Origin of the sequence: Halococcus sediminicola, from assembly GCF_000755245.1 — an archaeon.
In the GTDB taxonomy this organism is placed as follows: Archaea; Halobacteriota; Halobacteria; order Halobacteriales; family Halococcaceae; genus Halococcus; species Halococcus sediminicola.
Genome location: NZ_BBMP01000022.1, coordinates 397,891 through 416,425 on the forward strand (window position 1 = coordinate 397,891; position 18,535 = coordinate 416,425).

Annotated in this window: 20 protein-coding genes; 13 read left to right on the forward strand and 7 right to left on the reverse strand. The window is 65.7% G+C overall.

Annotated elements, in window-relative coordinates; all coding sequences use genetic code 11:
- The first annotated feature begins 27 nt into the window (after positions 1–27).
- The 6 genes from ACP97_RS11210 (at position 28) to ACP97_RS11235 (ending at position 5,896) form a co-directional block, all read left to right on the forward strand.
- Positions 28–450 carry a PPC domain-containing DNA-binding protein gene (locus ACP97_RS11210; RefSeq protein WP_049997897.1) on the forward strand — a complete coding sequence of 141 codons (423 nt, stop codon included), beginning with the start codon at positions 28–30 and terminating at the stop codon, positions 448–450.
- Complete coding sequence (locus tag ACP97_RS11215; protein WP_049997898.1) at positions 450–3,944, forward strand: DNA polymerase II large subunit; 3,495 nt, start codon at positions 450–452, stop codon at positions 3,942–3,944. The genes ACP97_RS11210 and ACP97_RS11215 overlap by 1 nt, the downstream gene beginning before the upstream one ends.
- Positions 3,945–4,022: 78 nt before the next feature.
- On the forward strand, positions 4,023–4,478 hold the full coding sequence (locus ACP97_RS11220; RefSeq protein ID WP_049997899.1) for a GAF domain-containing protein: 456 nt from the start codon (positions 4,023–4,025) through the stop codon (positions 4,476–4,478).
- Positions 4,468–4,665 (forward strand): helix-turn-helix transcriptional regulator, encoded by a 198-nt coding sequence (locus ACP97_RS11225; RefSeq protein ID WP_049997900.1) that lies wholly within the window; start codon positions 4,468–4,470, stop codon positions 4,663–4,665. Before ACP97_RS11220 ends, ACP97_RS11225 begins: the two co-directional genes overlap by 11 nt.
- Positions 4,666–4,725: 60 nt before the next feature.
- Positions 4,726–5,019 (forward strand): DUF7130 family rubredoxin-like protein, encoded by a 294-nt coding sequence (locus ACP97_RS11230; RefSeq protein ID WP_049997901.1) that lies wholly within the window; start codon positions 4,726–4,728, stop codon positions 5,017–5,019.
- A gap of 1 nt (position 5,020) precedes the next feature.
- Complete coding sequence (locus tag ACP97_RS11235; RefSeq protein WP_049997902.1) at positions 5,021–5,896, forward strand: ketopantoate reductase family protein; 876 nt, start codon at positions 5,021–5,023, stop codon at positions 5,894–5,896.
- A gap of 9 nt (positions 5,897–5,905) precedes the next feature.
- Here ACP97_RS11235 and ACP97_RS11240 read toward each other — a convergent pair whose 3' ends face one another.
- A complete protein-coding gene (locus ACP97_RS11240; RefSeq protein WP_049997903.1) occupies positions 5,906–7,372 on the reverse strand; it encodes a sulfatase in 1,467 nt (488 codons plus the stop codon).
- 107 nt (positions 7,373–7,479) lie between these two features.
- On the opposite strand from ACP97_RS11240, the gene ACP97_RS11245 reads away from it, so the two are divergent.
- The gene (locus ACP97_RS11245; RefSeq protein ID WP_049997904.1) at positions 7,480–9,192 is read left to right on the forward strand and encodes a cation:proton antiporter; all 1,713 of its coding nucleotides are present in this window, start codon (positions 7,480–7,482) and stop codon (positions 9,190–9,192) included.
- Between the two features lie 126 nt (positions 9,193–9,318).
- On the opposite strand, the gene ACP97_RS11250 is transcribed toward ACP97_RS11245, so the two are convergent.
- Positions 9,319–9,684: a NifU family protein gene (locus ACP97_RS11250; protein WP_049997905.1), complete on the reverse strand. Its 366-nt coding sequence runs from the start codon at positions 9,682–9,684 to the stop codon at positions 9,319–9,321.
- 25 nt (positions 9,685–9,709) lie between these two features.
- Complete coding sequence (locus ACP97_RS11255) at positions 9,710–10,045, reverse strand: DUF5783 family protein (RefSeq protein ID WP_049997906.1); 336 nt, start codon at positions 10,043–10,045, stop codon at positions 9,710–9,712.
- A gap of 98 nt (positions 10,046–10,143) precedes the next feature.
- Between ACP97_RS11255 and ACP97_RS11260 the strand changes: the two genes are divergently transcribed.
- Positions 10,144–11,235 carry an aminopeptidase gene (locus ACP97_RS11260; protein ID WP_049997907.1) on the forward strand — a complete coding sequence of 364 codons (1,092 nt, stop codon included), beginning with the start codon at positions 10,144–10,146 and terminating at the stop codon, positions 11,233–11,235.
- Positions 11,236–11,328: 93 nt separating this feature from the next.
- A complete protein-coding gene (locus tag ACP97_RS11265) occupies positions 11,329–12,429 on the forward strand; it encodes an aminopeptidase (RefSeq protein WP_049997908.1) in 1,101 nt (366 codons plus the stop codon).
- Positions 12,430–12,540: 111 nt separating this feature from the next.
- Here ACP97_RS11265 and ACP97_RS11270 read toward each other — a convergent pair whose 3' ends face one another.
- The 3 genes from ACP97_RS11270 to ACP97_RS11280 form a co-directional block, all read right to left on the reverse strand.
- The gene (locus ACP97_RS11270) at positions 12,541–13,236 is read right to left on the reverse strand and encodes an SDR family NAD(P)-dependent oxidoreductase (protein ID WP_049997909.1); all 696 of its coding nucleotides are present in this window, start codon (positions 13,234–13,236) and stop codon (positions 12,541–12,543) included.
- Positions 13,237–13,521: 285 nt separating this feature from the next.
- A complete protein-coding gene (fer, locus tag ACP97_RS11275; RefSeq protein ID WP_049997910.1) occupies positions 13,522–13,911 on the reverse strand; it encodes a ferredoxin Fer in 390 nt (129 codons plus the stop codon).
- 56 nt (positions 13,912–13,967) lie between these two features.
- Positions 13,968–15,155 (reverse strand): inorganic phosphate transporter, encoded by a 1,188-nt coding sequence (locus tag ACP97_RS11280; protein ID WP_049997911.1) that lies wholly within the window; start codon positions 15,153–15,155, stop codon positions 13,968–13,970.
- 112 nt (positions 15,156–15,267) lie between these two features.
- Between ACP97_RS11280 and hisA the strand changes: the two genes are divergently transcribed.
- The 4 genes from hisA to ACP97_RS11300 are packed head-to-tail and all read left to right on the forward strand — an operon-like array spanning position 15,268 to position 17,744.
- Positions 15,268–15,996, forward strand: coding sequence for a 1-(5-phosphoribosyl)-5-[(5-phosphoribosylamino)methylideneamino]imidazole-4-carboxamide isomerase (gene hisA / locus ACP97_RS11285; RefSeq protein WP_049997912.1), 729 nt, complete (start codon positions 15,268–15,270; stop codon positions 15,994–15,996).
- 52 nt (positions 15,997–16,048) lie between these two features.
- The gene (gene hisB, locus ACP97_RS11290) at positions 16,049–16,633 is read left to right on the forward strand and encodes an imidazoleglycerol-phosphate dehydratase HisB (protein WP_049997913.1); all 585 of its coding nucleotides are present in this window, start codon (positions 16,049–16,051) and stop codon (positions 16,631–16,633) included.
- Positions 16,633–17,136 carry an amino acid-binding protein gene (locus tag ACP97_RS11295; protein WP_049997914.1) on the forward strand — a complete coding sequence of 168 codons (504 nt, stop codon included), beginning with the start codon at positions 16,633–16,635 and terminating at the stop codon, positions 17,134–17,136. Before hisB ends, ACP97_RS11295 begins: the two co-directional genes overlap by 1 nt.
- Complete coding sequence (locus tag ACP97_RS11300; RefSeq protein ID WP_049997915.1) at positions 17,133–17,744, forward strand: IMPACT family protein; 612 nt, start codon at positions 17,133–17,135, stop codon at positions 17,742–17,744. Before ACP97_RS11295 ends, ACP97_RS11300 begins: the two co-directional genes overlap by 4 nt.
- 14 nt (positions 17,745–17,758) lie before the next feature.
- Here the strand turns inward: ACP97_RS11300 and ACP97_RS11305 are convergent, their stop codons facing one another.
- A complete protein-coding gene (locus tag ACP97_RS11305) occupies positions 17,759–18,472 on the reverse strand; it encodes a queuosine precursor transporter (protein WP_049997916.1) in 714 nt (237 codons plus the stop codon).
- Positions 18,473–18,535 lie beyond the last annotated feature (63 nt).

The window sequence follows — 18,535 nt, forward strand, 5'->3', positions numbered from 1 at the left end:
TTGCCGCCGCCGCGCGAGCGAGTGGGTATGGACTACCGGGAACTCGATGGGGGCCGCGAGTTCGTCGCCGGGCTGGATCACGGCGCGGACTGGCGCGAGGAACTCGAAGCGCTCGCGACCGATGCCGGCGTGGACGCGGGCTTTTTCGTCGCGCTCGGCGCGGTGCAGGACGTCGAGCTGTTCTTCTACGATCAGCGTCGGCAGGAGTACGATGCGGTGGCGTTCGACGAACCGCTCGAAGTCGCCGCCTGCGTGGGCAACGTTTCGTGGTTGGAGGGCGAGCGCTTCGCTCACACCCACGCGGTCTGCTCGCGCGCGGACGGTTCGACCGTCGCGGGCCACCTGAATTCTGGTACCGTGTTCGCCGGCGAGGTCTATCTCCGCGAACTCGATACCCACCTCGAACGCGAGCACGATAGCACTACTGACCTCGACCTCTGGCCGCTCTGATGGAGTCGAACGACGAGCGCTACTTCGAGCGCATCGAATCCGCGCTGGACGAGGCCATCGCGGTCGCCGGGGACGCGCGCGAGCGGGGTGGTGACCCGTCCCCCGAGATCGAGATACCGGTCGCCAAGGACATGGCCGACCGCGTGGAGAACATCCTCGGTATCGAGGGTGTCGCCGAGCGCGTGCGCGAACTCGAAGGCGAGATGAGTCGGGAAGAAGCCGCCCTCGAACTCGCCGCCGATTTCGCCGAGGGCCGTGTCGGCGATTACGAAACACAAGCGGGAACCATCGAGGGCGCGGTCCGGACCGCGGTCGCGCTCCTCACCGAGGGCGTGGTCGCCGCGCCCATCGAGGGCATCGACCGGGTCGAACTCGCGGACAACCCCGATGGAACCCAGTTCGTCAGGGTGTTCTACGCCGGGCCGATCCGCTCGGCGGGCGGCACCGCACAGGCCCTCTCGGTGCTCGTCGCCGACTACACGCGCGCGCTGCTCGGTCTCGGTGGCTATCAGCCCCGTGACGAGGAGGTCGAGCGCTACGCCGAGGAAGTCGATCTCTACGACTCCGAGACCGGACTCCAGTATTCGCCGAAAGATGCGGAAACGAAGTTCATCGCCCGCCACTCGCCGGTGATGCTCGACGGCGAGGCCACGGGACAGGAGGAGGTCTCGGGCTTTCGCGATCTCGAACGGGTCGGGACGAACAACCCCCGAGGAGGAATGTGCCTCGTGCTCGCGGAGGGTATCGCCCAGAAAGCGCCGAAGATCAAGCGCTACACGACGAAATTGGACGAGGTGGACTGGCCGTGGCTCGACGACCTCATCGCGGGGACCGTCGGCGACGGTGCAGACGAGGATGAGGCGAACGAGGAACCCGCCGAGGAGGACGGTGCAGATGCGGACCCGGAGACGGACACTCCCGCAGGACCACTTCGGCCTGACCCCTCCGAGAAATTCCTTCGTGACCTCATCGCGGGTCGGCCGGTCTTCGGTCATCCGAGCGAGGCGGGTGGCTTTCGGCTTCGCTACGGCCGCGCACGCAATCACGGCTTCGCCACCGCCGGGGTGCATCCGGCGACGATGCATCTCGTCGACGACTTCCTCGCGACCGGCACCCAACTGAAGACCGAGCGCCCCGGCAAGGCCGCCGGCGTCGTGCCCGTCGATTCCATCGAGGGCCCCACCGTGAGATTGGCCAACGGCGACGTGCGGCGCATCGACGACCCGGCCGAAGCGCTCGAACTCCGCAACGGGGTCGAAGCCATCCTCGATCTGGGCGAGTACCTCGTCAATTATGGGGAATTCGTCGAGAACAACCATCCCTTGGCACCGGCCTCGTACACCTACGACTGGTGGATTCAGGAGTTCGAGGCCACCGACGCGAACGTGCGCGCGCTCGCGGACTCGACGCGCATCGACCTCGAACATCCCCGTTCGGAAGAGGCGATCGAGTGGGCCATCGAGTACGACGCGCCGCTACACCCCGACTACACCTACTGCTGGCACGACATCACAGTAGCAGAGTTCGAGGCGCTCTGTGAGGCGGTCGCGGCCGGCGAGTTCGTCGATGGCGTGTTGGCGCTCGACCCCGACCCCGGGAATCGTGACGCGCTCGAAGCACTCTTGGTGCCCCACTCGCAGGCCGCCGACGCGCTCAGGATCCCCGACCACGCGGCGTTCGTGCGCTCGCTCGGGTTCGACGGGTCGCTCGACCGCACGTGGGAGGCCCTCTCTGAGGAGGCGCGCGAGTGGCCGAACGCGATGAAGGCCGTCGAGGAGGTCGCACCCTTCGCCGTCCGCGAGCGCGCGCCGACGCGCATCGGCGGGCGGATGGGACGGCCCGAGAAATCCGAGACGCGCGAACTCTCGCCGGCGGTCCATACCCTGTTTCCCATCGGCGAGGCGGGCGGCAACCAGCGCGACGTGGCGAAAGCCACCGAGTACGTCCACGACGACGGTGGCGAGCGCGGCGTCGTCCCCGTCGATATCGGCCGCCGCGAGTGCGTCGACTGTGGCGAACGAAGTTACGAGACGCGCTGTCCGGACTGTGGCGCGCTCACCGAACCGCGCTACGAGTGTCCCGACTGCGAGATCGGGGTCGAACCCGACGAGTCCGGCCGTGCGAAGTGTCCCCGCTGTGGCAACGAGGCCCGCCCGACCGAGTGGCGGGCCGTGGACCTCCGCGAGGAGTACCAGAGCGCCCTCCGTGAGGTGGGCGAGCGCGAGAGCGCCTTCGAGATTCTGAAGGGTGTGAAAGGGTTGACCTCGGAGCGCAAGACCCCTGAACCGATGGAGAAAGGCGTTCTGCGGGCGAAACACGGCGTCTCGACGTTCAAGGATGGAACTGTGCGCTACGACATGACCGACCTGCCCGTCACGAGCGTGAGGCCAGTCGAACTCGACGTCTCGGTCGACCAGTTCCGCGAACTCGGCTATCACGAGGACATGAACGGCGACCCGCTGCGCCACGACGACCAACTGGTCGAACTCAAAGTCCAAGACGTCGTGCTCTCGAACGGCGCGGCCGAGCATATGCTCAAAACCGCCGCCTTCGTCGACGACCTGCTCGAAAGCTACTACGGACTCGATTCGTTCTACGACTTCGACGACCGCGACGATCTCGTGGGGGAGCTCGTCTTCGGGATGGCCCCGCACACCTCGGCGGCGGTCGTCGGTCGCGTGATCGGCTTTACGAGCGCCGCCGTCGGCTACGCACACCCCTACTTTCACGCCTCGAAGCGCCGGAATTGCGACGGCGACGAGGACTGCGTCATGTTGCTGATGGACGGCCTCCTCAACTTCTCGAAGGCCTACCTGCCCGACAAGCGCGGCGGGCGGATGGACGCACCGTTGGTGATGTCCTCGCGCATCGACCCGGCCGAGATCGACGACGAAGCCCACAACATGGACGTCGTGGATTCCTACCCGAGGAAGTTCTACGAGGCCACCCTCGAAATGGCCGACCCCGGGAGCGTTGACATCGAGATCGCCGAGGCAAGCGTCGGCACCGAAAGCGAGTATTCGGGCTTTCGCCACACCCACGACACCTCGAACCTCGCGCTCGGACCGTCGCTGTCGGCGTACAAGACGTTGGGTTCGATGACCGAAAAGATGGACGCCCAGCTCGAACTCGCCAGAAAGCTTCGGGCGGTCGACGAGACCGACGTCGCCGAACGCATCATCGAGTACCATTTTCTGCCGGACCTCATCGGCAACCTCAGAGCCTTCTCCCGCCAGGAGACGCGCTGTCTCGACTGTGGGACCAAATACCGACGGATGCCGCTCACGGGCAACTGTCGGGAGTGTGGCGGCGACGTGAATCTCACAGTACATGAAGGGTCGGTGAAGAAGTACATCGGCACCGCGACGCGCGTCGCCGAGGAGTACGGTACCCGTGATTACACCAAACAGCGCCTCGAAGTGCTCGAGCGCACGCTCGAAAGCGTCTTCGAGAATGACAAGAACAAACAGAGCGGGATTGCGGACTTCATGTGAACGCTATCGGGGTCGGACGGACGTATGCCGCGAGTTCCGCAGCGTTAACCGACCGGCGACCGTAGCACTGCCGAAACGATGAGCGACGAACACACATCCACGGCGGTCGAGCCGGGTTCCGACGAAGGACCGACGGAGGCGCTCCACGAGACCATCGCGGCGTTCGACTGTACGTCGGGAACGCTCCATCGGTGGGACGGGGACGAACTGGTGCTCGTCGCGTCCGTCGACATTCCGGAGTCCGTTCGCACCCGAATCGAGCGGATTCCCATCGGCAAGGGAATGGCCGGGCTGGCGGCCGAACGGATGGAACCGGTCGACGTCTGTAACCTCCAGACGGACGATTCCGGGGTCGCCGAGGACGGTGCGCGCGCGACGGGGATGGAGGGGTCGCTCGCCGCTCCGGTCATCGGCGTGGATGAAACTCTCAAAGGAACCATCGGGGTTGCCAAACCGGAGCGATACGAGTTCACCACCGAGGAGCGCGAACGATTGATGGCCGTCGGCAGACGGATGTTCGCCAATGACGACTGACCCGCCGCTCGGCGCGGAACTGCGCGACCGCCGCGAGGCCCGTGGTCTCAACAAGACGGAACTGGCGGCCCATCTCGGCGTCACGGCGGTCGTGGTTGCGGCGTGGGAACGCGGCGACCGGCAGCCGAGCGACGAGCACGCGGCCGCGCTCGTGGAACTGTTCGGCGAGAGCGAGCGCTCCGCGTAGCCGAGCAAACGGTGTGGGCCGGGCGGTGAGTTTTATATCCGTCGACGGCGAATCATCGATATGGGCCAGGAGAATCCCACGATTGGGGTCGGTACGACCGTCTACACCGAAGATGGCGCAAAGCTCGGCACCGTTCGCGGCTTCGACACGGACGGGTTTTTCGTCACGACCCGCGAGGGGGTGGCATCGCTCTCGGTCGAACACGAGCGCGCGGGCCACGCGCTCGGCGAGGCCGAACTGATGTGGCGCTGTGGCGACTGCGGCGAGATGGGCGACCTCAAAGGTGGCATTCCCGACACCTGCCCCTCGTGTGATGCGCCGAAAGAGGAACTGTACTACTGGACCGAAGACTGACGTGGATATTGTCGTCTTCGGCGCGGGAAGTCTGGGAAGCCTCGTCGGCGGTCTCTGTGCGCGCGAGCACCGCGTGACGCTGGTCGGGCGCGACCCGCACGTCGCCGCGGTCCGCGAATCGGGCCTCGCCGTCGAAGGTACCGTCGAGTTCACGGCCCATCCCGATGCCCGGACGACAGTCCCCGATCGCGCGGATCTCGCGCTCGTCACAGTGAAATCGTTCGACACGCCCGAGGCCGGACGCACGCTCGCCGACTGCAAACCTTCGATCACCTGCTCGCTCCAGAACGGTCTCGGCAACGAGGACACTCTCGATACTCACCTCGACCCCGTGCTCGCCGGCACCTGCACCTACGGCGCACGACTGCTCGAACCCGGACGGGTCGCGTGCATGGGACTGGGTGAGGTCGCGCTCGGCGCGCCCGACGGCGGCCACTTGGCAGCGGCCGAGCGCGCAGCAGCGGCGCTCCGGGCGGCGGGCATCGAGACGAGCGTCACGAGAGAGATGCCCGAACGGCTCTGGCGAAAGCTCGCCGTCAACGCCGGCATCAACCCCACGACCGCGCTCGCCGGCGTTTCCAACGGTGTGCTCGCCGACGGCCCGCTCTACGAGATCGCCAGCGAGGCCGCCCGCGAGACCGCCCGCGTCGCCCGCGAGCAGGACGTCGACCTCGCCGAGCGCGAAGCGGTCGCGGCGCTCGATTCGGTGATCGCGGCGACCGCCGACAACACCTCCTCGATGGCCGAAGACATCCAGAACGGACGGCGAACCGAAATCGACGCCATCAACGGAGCCGTCGTCGAGCGCGCGGAGAGTTCCGTACCGGTGAATCGCACGCTCGCCGCGCTCGTTCGGGCGCGAGAGCACGCCGGCTGAATCGAAGGGTCAGTCGATATAGCCGAGGTCTTCAAGGCGCTGTTTGGCGTCGTCGCCCATCCCCGAGAGCACTTCGTCACCCTCGACCGTTCCCCAGTCGTCGCGGTTGCGCTCGAATTCGCGGAGGGCGCTCTCGATGTCGTCGACGACCGAATCCTCGCTCCCGTGGGTGTCTTCGAGTTCCTCGGGGTCCGTATCGAGCCGGTAGGCCTCGTCGGCGATGCGCTCGTTGTGGATGTATTTCCCATCGGGCCGGCGCGCGGCGCGCATCCGCGAGTAAAAGCGCGAATCTTCGGGAATATCGATGCCGGCGGCGCTGGCCTTGTTCTCCAACTGATTGAGTTCGACCACCGGCCGGTGGTACTCGACGAAGGCGTTCTCGCCGCCGTCGAACTCCCGATAGGACCCCGAGAGCAGCGAGCGCTCGGGGTCGAGCGGGACGCCCTTGCCGCGCGCGTCGGCGTGGTCGAGCACCGTGTGATAGAGGTCGATGAGTTCGACCTGTTCGTCGCGCCGGCCCGGGTCGAGATCGGGATGTTTGACCATGAGCGGGACGTTGACGATGGGGTCGTAGACCGCGAATTCGTGACCATAGAGTCCGTGCTCGCCGTGGAGTTCGCCGTGGTCGGCACAGACGATCACGAGGGTGTCGTCCCACTCGTCGTTGGCGCGCATCCACTCGAAGAGCCGGTGGAGTTGGGCGTCGACGTGGTGGATCTCGGCATCGTACAGCCCGCGGATCGAGTTCCATTCGGCTTCGCTGATGTCGCGCGCGCCGCTGTTGTACTCCTTTGAGTTCTGACAGACCTGCGTGGAGTCCACACCGGGGGCGAACAGTTCCTTGTGCTCGTCGGGCGGGTGGTAGGGCAGGTGGGCGTCCATCAGGTTGATGAAGGAGAAGTAGGGGTCGTCGGTCCCGTCGATGAACTCGATCGTGCGGTCGATGACTGCCGGTGTCTTCGAGTCCGCTCCCTCGCCGCTGGCGAGGAACTCGTGGATCTCGTTGCCGGCGTTGACGAGCCAGTCGGCGGCCTGCCGGAGGCGCTCGTTGTCGTTCATCGTCTTCCACGCCCGCGCGAGCGGTCCCGAGAGCAGGTCGCCGGGCATCACCTCGAAGAAGTTGTCCTGACTGTCGAACCCGTCGGTGAGATGCGTGTAGGGCGTTATCCACGCGTTCGACGAGTAGCAGGAGCTTCGATGGTCTTCGAGCGACTGGGCGAGGGTGGGATGGCCTTCGAGATACGGGTTTTCCTGGGTCGCGTTGTGCTCGCCCGGGTAGCGCCCGGTGAACATCGAGGCGTGGGAGGGGAGCGTCCACGGCGCGGGGGCGACCGCCTGCTCGAAGACGGCGGCTTCCTCGGCGAACGCTTCGAGTCCGGGCGTCGTCTCGCGGTCGTCGTCGTAGACCGAGAGGTGGTCCTTGCGGACCGTGTCCATCACGACGAACAGGACGTTCCGTGCGGGCGTATCGCTCATACCTACCCGTCGCTCTCGCGCCGCATAAATACACGCCGTTCGTCCTCGTCGACCGGGCGCTGGTGCGAGGCGAGGCGTTTAACCGGCCCTATTGAGTATTCGTGGGCATGCTGGCACAGACGGTCGCGGCGACCGAAATCAACCTGCTCGTCGTCTTCATGATCGCCGCGGGCGTCGGCATCTTCGTCGCCAAGGTCGGTCGCTTTCCCTACACCATCGCGCTCCTGCTCGCCGGGTTCGGCATCTCCGGCATCCAAGCGATATTCGGGATCCAACTGTTCGACGTCCAGCTCTCACACGACCTCATCCTCCTCGTGCTCCTGCCGCCGCTGTTGTTCGAGGGTGCGGCGACGACCGACCTCGAATCCTTCCGTGAAAACTTCGTGCCGATCATCACGCTCGCGGTGCCCGGCGTGTTGCTCTCGGTGCTCGTGCTCGGCTATCTCGGCCAGTTCGCCTTTGGCTTTCCCCTCCTGATTTCGCTGTTGTTCGCCGCGATGATCCTGCCCACCGACCCGGTGAGCGTGCTCGCGCTGTTCGACGAACTCGGCGCGCCGGAGCGGCTCTCGACGCTCGTCGAGGGTGAGAGCCTCCTCAACGACGGCGTCGGCGTCGTCGTCTTCACGGCACTGTTGGCGCTCGCCGAGGAGGCCAGACGGACCGGCCTGTCGGCGTCCGAACTGCTCACGCTGCGCGAGATCGGGACGACCACCCTCGACATCCTCGTGACGAGTGTCGGCGGAATGGTCGTCGGGCTCCTCGCGGGCTACGCCATCTACCGCGTGATGGTCAACCTCGACGAACACATGACCGAGATCGTCCTCACGCTGATCCTCACCTACGGGAGCTTCCTGCTCGCCGAACACTACCTCCACGTCTCGGGGGTTATCGCCACCGTCGTCGCGGGACTGTTCATCGGCAACCGCGGCGTCGAGTACGCGATGAGTCCACAGACGAAACTGTCGATCTTCAACACCCTGGAGACTGCGGCGTTCATCGTCAACACGTTCATCTTCGTCGCCATCGGCGCGACGACGCCCATCCGTCAACTGGGTGATTTCGCCGTTCCCATCGCGATCGCCATCGTCCTCGTGTTGCTCGCGCGCGCCGTAGTGGTCTATCCGCTCACCGCGCTCACGAACCGCGTTGCGACCAGCAAGGTGCCCCTCGACTACCAGCACGTGATGGTCTGGGGCGGGCTACACGGCTCGATTCCGGTCGCGCTCGTGCTCGGACTCCCGCCCGGGTTCGAGCCGGGCGGCAAGCTCCGGGCGATGGTCTTCGGCGTCGTCGCGTTCAGTCTCGTGGTGCAGGGATTGACGATGCCGCGCCTGCTCAACGGGCTGGGCATCGCCACCCGCTCGTCCGACCAGCAGCTCTACGAACTGCTCAACGGGCGGGCACGGGCGACCGACGCCGCACTCGACGCCGCCGAGAGCCTCCGCCAGCGTGGTGACATTCCGGGCGACGTCTACGAGGACTTCACCGCCGAGTACGAGCGCGAGCAGGAAGACCTCCGACACGCGATTTCACAACTGATGCAAGAACACCCGGACCTCCGGCGCGAGGAGCTGCTCATCGGCGAGCGCAGGCTGCTCCAGCGCGAGAAAAACGCCATCCGCGAGGCGGTGCGCAACGGCGTCATCGGCGGCGACATCGGCGATCGCCTGCTCGAAGAGGTGGACCTGAAACTCGACCGCATCAACGACGGCCAGAGCACCGTCGACGAACGCGAGGAGGGCTACGAGGAGTTCTGGCGCACGCAGGCCGCCGAGTTCGGTCTCGACATCGAACCGAAAGGCGAGGGCGCGGACGACTGAGCAGTCGTCGGAAGCGAACAGTCGTCCGATGGCGAGCGCGCTATCCGGAAAATCGAGACACGAACAGAAGCGCCCAGTGGTATCGTTTCAGCCGCGGTACGGCCCGTGAATCGGCCGTGACCGGTTTCAGAACGGGGCCTGCGGGCCTTCGTCGTCGTCGGTCGTCTCGCCGGGGAAGGAGGGACTCATCCCGCCGCCACCGAAGCCGGCGTCGCCCGCACCGCCGCCACCCATCCCGGTGTTTGCGTGGACCTGGTTGATCTCGGGGATCTCCTTGACCATCCGGCTCTTGATCGCCTGGATGGTCATCGGCGAGATGCCACAGCCCGAACAGGCCCCGCCGAGCGCGACGGTCACTTCACCGGACTCGCGGTCGAGGTCCTGAATCGCGGCGCTGCCGCCGTGCATCTGGATCTGCGGGAAGTTCCGGCGCAGGAAGTTCGAGATCTCCTCGCGCAGGTCGTCGTCGTTGCTTTGGGTCTCCGTGCTCATGGCTACGGGTAGGGCTGCACGCTTCTTAGACCTTTGGACTCCCTACATTGAGGTCGAACACGTTCGCCAGTTCGGCTTCGAGCGTCGCAACGTAGTCGGCGAGCACGCCCTCGAATTTCTCCTGGCCGACCACCGTCCCCGAAAGGCGCTCGTAGGGGTTCTCGGGGAGTTCGATCCGAAAACCGTCCTCCTCGTCGTAGAACGGCTCGCTCTCGTTCAACACCTGCTGGTCGATGGCGTGGACGAGTTCGGAGTCGTAGCGCTCGCCCATCGATTCGAAAGCGTTGCGGTAGGCGGTCTGGAGTTCGGGGAAGTAGTTCGCGTACTTGTCCTCGAATTGTTCGGGACTGAACTCGGTCATGGGTCGAGAACGCGCGGCAGGGACTAAAGCGAGAGGGTAGGCGGACGAGAGGCTGGGATGTTCGAAACTGATTTGCGACACATCCGTGAACGATGGGCATGGACCCTCGCGTCCGCGAGCACGCGGCAGTCATCGTCGAGCACTGCTGTGACGTCTCCGCGGAGGACAACGTCGTCATCGGGGCACCGTCGACCGCGGAAAACCTCGTCGTTGCACTCTACGAGAGGCTAGGTGAGCGCGGTGCCCGACCGGCGCTTCACTGGTCGAGCGCGCGGGCCGGTCGCGCCTACGCCCGTGCGATGAATCCCGACGACTACCGCACTGCCGAACATCGACTCGCGGAAATGGAAGAGACGGACGTCGTCATCATGATCGGCGGGTCGCACAACACCGCCGAACAGAGCGACGTGAGCGCCGAAATGGGACCGGCGAGGAGTCGTGCCCACGAACCAATCCTCCAAGAGCGCCTCGAAAAGCAGTGGGTCCTCACCCAGCATCCCACGACCGGCAACGCCCAGAAAGCCGGGATGAGCACCGAAGCCTACGAGGACTTCGTCTACCGGGCCGTGAACAAGGACTGGGACGAACAGCGCGAGTTCCAAGCGCAACTGGTCGAGGTTCTCGACCCCGCGAACGAGGTACACATCGTCTCGGGCGATTCGACCGACCTCACGATATCGGTCGAGGGGATGCACGCCGTGAACGACAACGGTAAACTCAACTTGCCGGGCGGGGAGGTGTTCACCGCGCCGGTGCCCGATTCGGTGGAAGGTGAGGTTCACTTCGACAAGCCACTCGTCCGTTACGGACGGGAGATCCAGGACGTGCGACTCACTTTCGAGAAGGGCAAGGTGATCACCCACGAGGCCGCGAAGAACGAGGACCTGTTGACGTCGGTACTCGATACCGACGACGGCGCACGCCGACTCGGCGAGTTGGGCATCGGGATGAACCGCGACATCGACCGCTTCAGCTACAACATGCTGTTCGACGAGAAGATGGGCGATACGATTCATCTGGCGCTCGGCGACGCCATCGACGAGTGTGTCCCGGAGGAAATGGAGGCGAACGAGAGCGCCCAGCACGTCGACATGATCGTCGATATGAGCGAGAATTCGAAAATCGAAGTCGACGGCGAGGTCGTCCAGCGCGACGGAACGTTCAGGTTCGAAGACGGTTTCGAGGGGTAGCGAACGTTTTTGATGCAGCTCCTTCCGAATTCCGACCGACAGTAGACGTTCGGGTTTCGAAACTGGTTTGCACAGTCCGAGAATCGATGGGACATGGACCCACGAGTGCGCGAGCACGCACAGTTGATCGCCGACGCCGTCGACCTCGGGGCTGGCGACGACTTTCTCATCAAATCCGAGCCACCGGCCGACGACCTCGTGACCGCTCTCTACGAGGTCGCCGGCGAGCGCGGTGCGCATCCGCTCGCCATCCGAACGAACCGAAGCGGGCGGGCGATTCGAGCCTATCTCAACGCCGCCGACGAGAGCGAAGTGGAGTTCGAGACGCCCGCCCACCAGCGCGCGCTCGTCGAGGCCGCCGACTGCCACGCCATCATCCGCGCCCACGAGAACGTCACCGAACTCGGCGACGTCGACCCGGACGTGAACTCGGCCTACGAGAAGGCTCACGGACCCATCCTCGAAGAGCGCCTCGGCGACCGCTGGACGCTGACCCAATATCCCACCCCTGCAAACGCCCAGCTCGCCGAGATGAGCACCGAAGCCTACGAGAACTTCGTCTACGACGCCATCCTGAAGGACTGGGACGAACAGGCCGAGTTCCAAGCCCAGTTAGTCGAGATCCTCGACCCGGCCGAGGAGGTCCGCATCGTCTCGGGCGAGAGTACCGATATTACGATGTCCATCGCGGGCAACCACACCATCAACGACACCGATAGCCACAACCTGCCCGGCGGCGAGGTGTTCACGGCACCTGTCCCCGAAAGCGTGGAGGGCGAGGTCCACTTCGACAAACCCGTCTATCGCCGCGGGCGCGAGATCACCGACGTGCGACTCACCTTCGAGGACGGCGAGGTCGTGTCCCACGAAGCCGAGAAGAACGAGGACCTCCTGACGACGATCCTCGACACCGATGCTGGTGCGCGCCGTCTCGGCGAGTTGGGCATCGGGATGAACCGCGACATCGACCACTTCAGCTACAACATGCTGTTCGACGAGAAGATGGGCGACACAGTGCACATGGCCGTCGGCAGAGCCTACGACGACAATATCGGTGATGGCAACGAGCAGAACCAGAGCGCCCAGCACGTCGATATGATCGTCGATATGGGCGACGACTCGCGTATCGAGGTCGATGGCGAAGTCGTCCAACGCGACGGCACCTTCCGATTCGAGGACGGTTTCGAGGCGTAGCGGTCGTTTTTAGCGCAGATTTTTGTGAGTGCCGAGCGAAGCGAGGGACGAAGCAAAAAGGTGCGACTGGGACCTTCCGGTTCGAGGACGGCTTCGAGGCGTAATCAGTAATCAGAACTCTTCCGTGTGTGGTCGGAGGTCGAGTTCGAGCGTCCACGCACTCGGGTCCTGTCCGACTAAGTGCCAGTAGCTTGCGGCGATGGCGTCGGGGTCGAGATACTCCTCTGGATTGTGGACCTCGCTGTCGGGCGGGCGGATGCCGCCGTCGATGACGACGTGGGCGACGTGAATACCTCGAGGACCGAGGTCGCGGGCCATCGACTCGGCCATGCCACGGACGGCGAACTTCGCCGTCGAAAAGGCGAGCGCGCCCTTGTTTCCTCGTACTGAGGAGGTCGCCCCCGTGAAGATCACCGTGCCGCTGCCCTCTTCGAGCATGTCCGCGACGGCCTCCTGTGAGCAGTGAAACCCGCCCTGAGTGCCGACCGCGAGCGCGTGCTCGAACTCCTCACCAGAGAGATCCATCAGTCGCTTCCACGCGCCGCCGCTCGCGTGATTGACGAGCACGTCGACGGGACCGAACGCTTCGCGGACTTCATCGAAGCCCGCTTTGACCGCTTCGGCGTCGGTGATATCGGTCTGGACCGCAAGCGCGTCACCGTCCTCGTTCAGTTCGTCGGCGAGGTCTTCGATGAACTCCGCCGAGCGCGCGAACAGGCCGACCGCACAACCCTCGGCGACGAACTTTCGCGCTATCGACGCGCCCAGACCGGGACCGACGCCCGCGATGACGGCCGTTCGTGTCATACTCTCCTCTCGCCATCCAGCGCCAAAACCGTTCGGTGGCCGGCGGCGTTGCGGCCGCGGTGCGGTCGCGGTCCTTGGTGGATGAAGGGCGAGCGACTGAAAGGAGCGAGGGCTTCGGCGGAGGCGGTGCTGTGCGGAAAGTGTAGCATCCGTGCGAGTGAAACGAGCACGATTCGCCGCGAACGAGCCGTCGGCGAGTGAGCGGGTGTTTTTAGTCCAGGTTTTTGGTCGGGGTTCGAGTGAGCGCCGAAGGCGCGAGCGAGGACCCCGTCTGAAAAAGTGGGTTTAGATAACGCGGTTCTGGAGGTAGTCGAGGTGTTTGGCGTTGTAGACGATCTTCACGGTGTCGGCGGCGGGGCTGCCGATGCAGGTCAGACGCACGTTGCGGTCCTCGACTTCCTCGTCGGAGAGGATCTGCTGCATGTCCATGTCGATCTCGCCCTCCTTGACGATGGCCGCGCAGTTGGCGCACGCGCCAGCGCGGCACGAGAAGGGCCAGTCGTAGCCCTGTGCTTCGGCGGCTTCGAGAATGTATTCCGATTCGTTGACGTCGAGCGAGCCGTAGTCCTCCTCGCCGAGACCGGCGTCTTCGGCCTTCTCGAAGAGGTCGTCGTCGTCGATCTCCCATCCCTGGTCGTCGAACACTTCGTAGTTGACGTATTCTACTGTGGGCATCACCCGCTGTTCTCGCCCCGGACTGTTAGATGTTGCTGTTTGCACCACCGAATCGCTCAAAAGACCGGGAGAAATCGAAAGACGAGGTAGGCCGCAACCGTCGAGATGGCGGGCACGAGGTTCTGGAGGGCGATGACCTTCGCGGTCGTGGTCGGTTCGAAGAGATCCGCGGCCGCCGGCACGTCCTCTTCGCCGATCGCCGGCGGCTCGTGCGCGTCTGGCGTGCCACCCTCGCCGACGGTCGGAACGTCGTCGCCGGCCAGCGCGTCTATCGACACGTCGGGTGGTTCCTCGACGGCCTCGGCGACGGTCGTCGTCCGGGTCGCTCGTCCCCAGCCGAGTCCGACGATGGACATCGTGGCGATGATAACCACACTTACTGGAATATCGAACCACGACAGAACAGTGACGAGCGTCGAACTCACGACCGCGACCACGAGCGCCGCGAGCAGCGGCATCTCGGTGAGGTCATCGCCCATCGTGGCGATGGTCCGCCGGCCGATGGTGAACGCGCCAAGCCCGACCGCCACCCCCACGAGTAGCAGTCCCGGTTCCATCCCGAGCGTACCAGCCCCCACGAGCGGCGCGATGGCGTTGGCCGCGTTCGACGTGCCGGCGCTGAACGCGGTATAGCAGGCCACGGCGACCACCGCGACCGTGCCGACGGCCTCGCGCCGCGTGGTGTTCGTGCCGAGTTTCGGCCGCGGAACCGTTCCCGTGCGGTCGAGTGCGAGCAGCGATCCGTCGGATTGGTTGACGGCGAGCAAGCGGGCGAGTCGGGGGTAGTAGTACCGCCCGATGACGCCGCTGACCCAGAAGGCGATGACTGGCGAGACGAGCCACCACGTGAGGATCTCGGTCATCGTCGCCCAGTCGAGCGCCTCGCTCGCCAGCCCCAGCCCCGCGATCGAGCCGACGCCGGTCATCGATGTCGAGGCCGGGACCCCCACGACGTTGGCGAGGAAGAGCGCGAATCCGATGAAAAAGAGCACGACGACGCTCGTCTCGGGCGTGAAGTAACTCGACGGGACGATCCGCCCGCCCATCGTCTTGACAACGCCACGCCCGACCGTCCAGCCGCCGAGGAAAAACGAGATCGTCATGAGCGCCGCCGCGCCGGTCTTCGAGACCGCGCTCGCGCCGGCGGCCGGCCCGAAGGCGACGCCGATGTTCGATCCGCCGACGTTGAAGCCGACGAACACCGCGACCGCGAGACCGACGACGAAGAGAGCCGAGAGAGCCATGATCCCTCATACGATGCCGAACGGATAGTTCTTGCTCTCTCATCAGAAACCAGTTCGTAAGTTATCGGCGGCGATTCCGACGGGTTTAGGCCGGCGCTCACGGAGTGGCCCCATGTTCGAGGGATACGAGGTGATCCCCGCCGTCGACGTGCAGGCGGGGGCGGTCGTCCAGCTCGTCGGCGGCGAGCGCGGCAGTGGAACGGAGTACGGCGACCCGGTCGAGGCGGCCGAGCGTTGGGTCGCGGCGGGCGCGCGCACGCTCCATCTCGTCGACCTCGATGGGGCCTTCGACGGCGAGCGCGAGAACGCGCCGGCGATCGAACGCATCGTCGAGGCGGTCGACGTTCCCGTGCAACTGGGCGGCGGGATCCGTACCGCCGACGACGCTCGGACGCTGCTCGATAGCGGCGTCGAGCGCGTCATTCTGGGGACCGCAGCCGTCGAGAACCCGGCTCTCGTCACCGAAATCGGTGAGACCCATCCCGGACGGGTGCTCGTGAGCCTCGACGCCAAAGGCGGCGAAGTCGTCGTCGCGGGCTGGACCGAGGGCACAGGTTTGAATCCCGCCGCGGCGGCCGCCGAGTACGAAAAGCGCGGTGCGGGCGGGATCCTGTTCACCGACGTCGACGTCGAGGGTCGGCTGGAGGGTGTCGACGCCGAGCGCGTGCGTCGCGTCGCCGAGGCGGTCTCGATCCCGGTCGTCGCCAGCGGCGGCGTCGGCACCATCGACGACATCCGGACGCTTCGGGAGGCGGGCGCGAGCGCGGTCGTCGTCGGCAGCGCGCTCTACGAGGGACGGTTCACACTGGAGGAGGCCGTCGAGAGCGTCGCGGACGAGTGAGGGCCATCTCACGGAGCACAACGGCCTTACGTCTGCCCGGGAGAGCACCCGTATGCCCCGGACTGGGACCGTGACGCGCGCAACGGCCGAGACGGACATCGAGGTGTCGCTCGTCGTCGATGGCGACGGCGACTCGACCACCGAGACGGGAATCGGTTTCTTCGATCACATGCTCGATTCGTTCGCCAAACACGGCCTGTTCGACCTCGAAATCACCTGCGACGGCGACCTCGCTATCGACGACCACCACACCGTCGAGGACGTCGCCATCGCGCTCGGGACGGCCTTCGACGAGGCGCTCGGCGACCGCGCCGGGATTCGGCGCTTCGCCGATCGGAAAGTCCCGCTCGACGAGGCCGTCGCGGGCGCTGTCGTCGACGTGTCGGGCCGACCGCTCTTTCGGTTCGATGGCGAACTCTCGCAGGCCACGGTCGGGGAGTTCACGAGCGTGATGGCACCCCACTTCTTCCGATCGCTCGCCATGAACGCCGGGCTGACCTTGCACACTGAAGTGACGGGCGAGAACGCCCACCACGAGATCGAGGCGCTGTTCAAGGCCGTCGCGCGGGCGCTCGACGACGCCACCCGGCCCGACGAGCGCCGCGAGGGAACGCCGAGCACGAAGGGTTCCCTGTAGTGTTCGACGAGATCATGGCGAAGTTCGCTGGCAGTCCGGGCCAGCAGGCCGTCGTCAGGCTGCTGCTCGAACGTGGCTTCTCGGTCAGCGAAGAGGGCCGGGTCGTCTCGGGCGACATCGAGATCCCGAACACGCAGGTCGCGACCGAGGTCGGCGTCGATCGGAGAGTCGTGGACTCGACGACCGACGCGCTGCTCGACGACGACGAATTGCGGCCGATCTTTCGAAACATCTCGGCGGTCCCCAGTTTGAAGGACCTCGCGCCGGTGCTCGATCTCTCGGTGCTCACCGTCGCGGTCGGCGACGCCGAGGGGGTCGGCATCGTCGCTCGCGTCACGACCGTGATCGCCGATCACGACGTCTCGATCCGCCAGACGATCAGCGAGGATCCCGAGTTCACCGACGAGCCGCGGCTGTCGATCATCACCGACGAACCGCTGCCGGGTGAGGTACTGACCGAGATTCGAGAGTTGGAATTCGTCCGCAAGCTCGAACTCGAATGAGCGAGACCTACCGCACGGTCGAAGGCCGCGGCGAGGCGGCCTTCGAGGAGCGCGGCTCGCGGTTCATCGGTTACATCGCACCCGCCGAAACGGTCGGCGACGCCGAGGCGTTCGTCGCCGCTATCGAAAACGAACATCCGGACGCGTCGCACAACGTGCCCGCCTACCGGGTGCGCGCCGATCCACTCAGGGAATACGCGAGCGACGACGGCGAGCCCGGCGGGTCGGCTGGCAAGCCCGCACTCACGGTTCTGGAACGCGAGGAACTGGAGAACGTCGCGGCGGTCGTCACGCGCTACTACGGCGGGACGAACCTCGGCGTCGGCGGACTCGCACGCGCCTACGGCCGGGCGGTGAAGCTCGCGCTCGACGAGGCCGGAACCGTCGCACAGCGCCCGCACGAGCGGCTCCGCCTCGCCGTCGATTACGACGATTCGGGGACTGTGCGGGGCATCCTCGAAAGCAGTGCAGTGGACTTCGAGGCCGAGTACGAAGAGCGGGCGGCCTTCGCGGTGCGCGTACCGAGCGCCGACGCCGAGGAATTGCGCGAACGACTACTGAGCGCGACCAGCGGCCGGGCGGAGCTGGAATCGGCCGACGACGAGTGAGAGCGGGGAGAAAGTCAGTCAGCGCCGGCGGCCGATCCGGCCGTCGTCCGTGAGCGCGCGTAGCCGACAATAGCGTAGACCACGGGCGTATCGAGGAGTGCGATGAGGAGTTTGAGCAGGTACTGGCCGATACCGAGCCCGAGCAGGATGGACGGCGGGAGCGCGCTGCCGACGCCGAGCAGTTCGGGCGCGAGGTAGAACGCGACGCCGACGAAAATGACTGTGTCGATCGCCTGACTCGTCGCCGTCGAGCCGACGTTGCGCAGCCAGAGCGCGCGCCCGTCGGTGTACTCCTTGAGCCGGTGGAAGACGAACACGTCCCAGTTCTGGCTGACGAGATAGGCGAGCAGGCTTCCCAGGACGACGTTGGTGCTCGCGCCGAGCACCGCGGCGAACGTTCCAGGATCGACCGCGCTGCTGGCCGCGGCGGGGGCGGCGATCGTCGCCCAGACTAGCCCCAAGAGAACGAGGTTCATCGCGAAGCCGAGGTTGACGAGGACGTGGGCCGCCCGCCGGCCGTACAGCTCCGCATAGCAATCGGAGGCGAGGAAGGTCAGCGCGTAGGCCAGCGACGCCCCCGGCAGGATCAGCTCCGCGCCGACGACCGGCAGCGAGAACGGGATCGAGAACGCGAGCACCTTGGTCGCGGTGAGCTGGGCGGTCACGAGCGCCGTGGTAAAGAGGGCGATCAGCGCGACCTGAATGCCGGAGGCCCCACGATCGCTCATCGTGGCCTCCAGGCGATATCCGTCGAGAAGCGTGTCATATCGGAGGCGAACGCCACGGATAGA

Excerpts from the sequence above, each read along its gene's own strand:
- ACP97_RS11210 (WP_049997897.1), top strand. The coding sequence starts at position 28 with ATGGACTACCGGGAACTCGATGGGGGCCGCGAGTTCGTCGCCGGGCTG.
- ACP97_RS11215 (WP_049997898.1), top strand. The coding sequence starts at position 450 with ATGGAGTCGAACGACGAGCGCTACTTCGAGCGCATCGAATCCGCGCTG.
- ACP97_RS11220 (WP_049997899.1), top strand. The coding sequence starts at position 4,023 with ATGAGCGACGAACACACATCCACGGCGGTCGAGCCGGGTTCCGACGAA.
- ACP97_RS11225 (WP_049997900.1), top strand. The coding sequence starts at position 4,468 with ATGACGACTGACCCGCCGCTCGGCGCGGAACTGCGCGACCGCCGCGAG.
- ACP97_RS11230 (WP_049997901.1), top strand. The coding sequence starts at position 4,726 with ATGGGCCAGGAGAATCCCACGATTGGGGTCGGTACGACCGTCTACACC.
- ACP97_RS11240 (WP_049997903.1), bottom strand. The coding sequence starts at position 7,372 with ATGAGCGATACGCCCGCACGGAACGTCCTGTTCGTCGTGATGGACACG.
- ACP97_RS11245 (WP_049997904.1), top strand. The coding sequence starts at position 7,480 with ATGCTGGCACAGACGGTCGCGGCGACCGAAATCAACCTGCTCGTCGTC.
- ACP97_RS11250 (WP_049997905.1), bottom strand. The coding sequence starts at position 9,684 with ATGAGCACGGAGACCCAAAGCAACGACGACGACCTGCGCGAGGAGATC.
- ACP97_RS11255 (WP_049997906.1), bottom strand. The coding sequence starts at position 10,045 with ATGACCGAGTTCAGTCCCGAACAATTCGAGGACAAGTACGCGAACTAC.
- ACP97_RS11260 (WP_049997907.1), top strand. The coding sequence starts at position 10,144 with ATGGACCCTCGCGTCCGCGAGCACGCGGCAGTCATCGTCGAGCACTGC.
- ACP97_RS11265 (WP_049997908.1), top strand. The coding sequence starts at position 11,329 with ATGGACCCACGAGTGCGCGAGCACGCACAGTTGATCGCCGACGCCGTC.
- ACP97_RS11270 (WP_049997909.1), bottom strand. The coding sequence starts at position 13,236 with ATGACACGAACGGCCGTCATCGCGGGCGTCGGTCCCGGTCTGGGCGCG.
- fer (WP_049997910.1), bottom strand. The coding sequence starts at position 13,911 with ATGCCCACAGTAGAATACGTCAACTACGAAGTGTTCGACGACCAGGGA.
- ACP97_RS11280 (WP_049997911.1), bottom strand. The coding sequence starts at position 15,155 with ATGGCTCTCTCGGCTCTCTTCGTCGTCGGTCTCGCGGTCGCGGTGTTC.
- hisA (WP_049997912.1), top strand. The coding sequence starts at position 15,268 with ATGTTCGAGGGATACGAGGTGATCCCCGCCGTCGACGTGCAGGCGGGG.
- hisB (WP_049997913.1), top strand. The coding sequence starts at position 16,049 with ATGCCCCGGACTGGGACCGTGACGCGCGCAACGGCCGAGACGGACATC.
- ACP97_RS11300 (WP_049997915.1), top strand. The coding sequence starts at position 17,133 with ATGAGCGAGACCTACCGCACGGTCGAAGGCCGCGGCGAGGCGGCCTTC.
- ACP97_RS11305 (WP_049997916.1), bottom strand. The coding sequence starts at position 18,472 with ATGAGCGATCGTGGGGCCTCCGGCATTCAGGTCGCGCTGATCGCCCTC.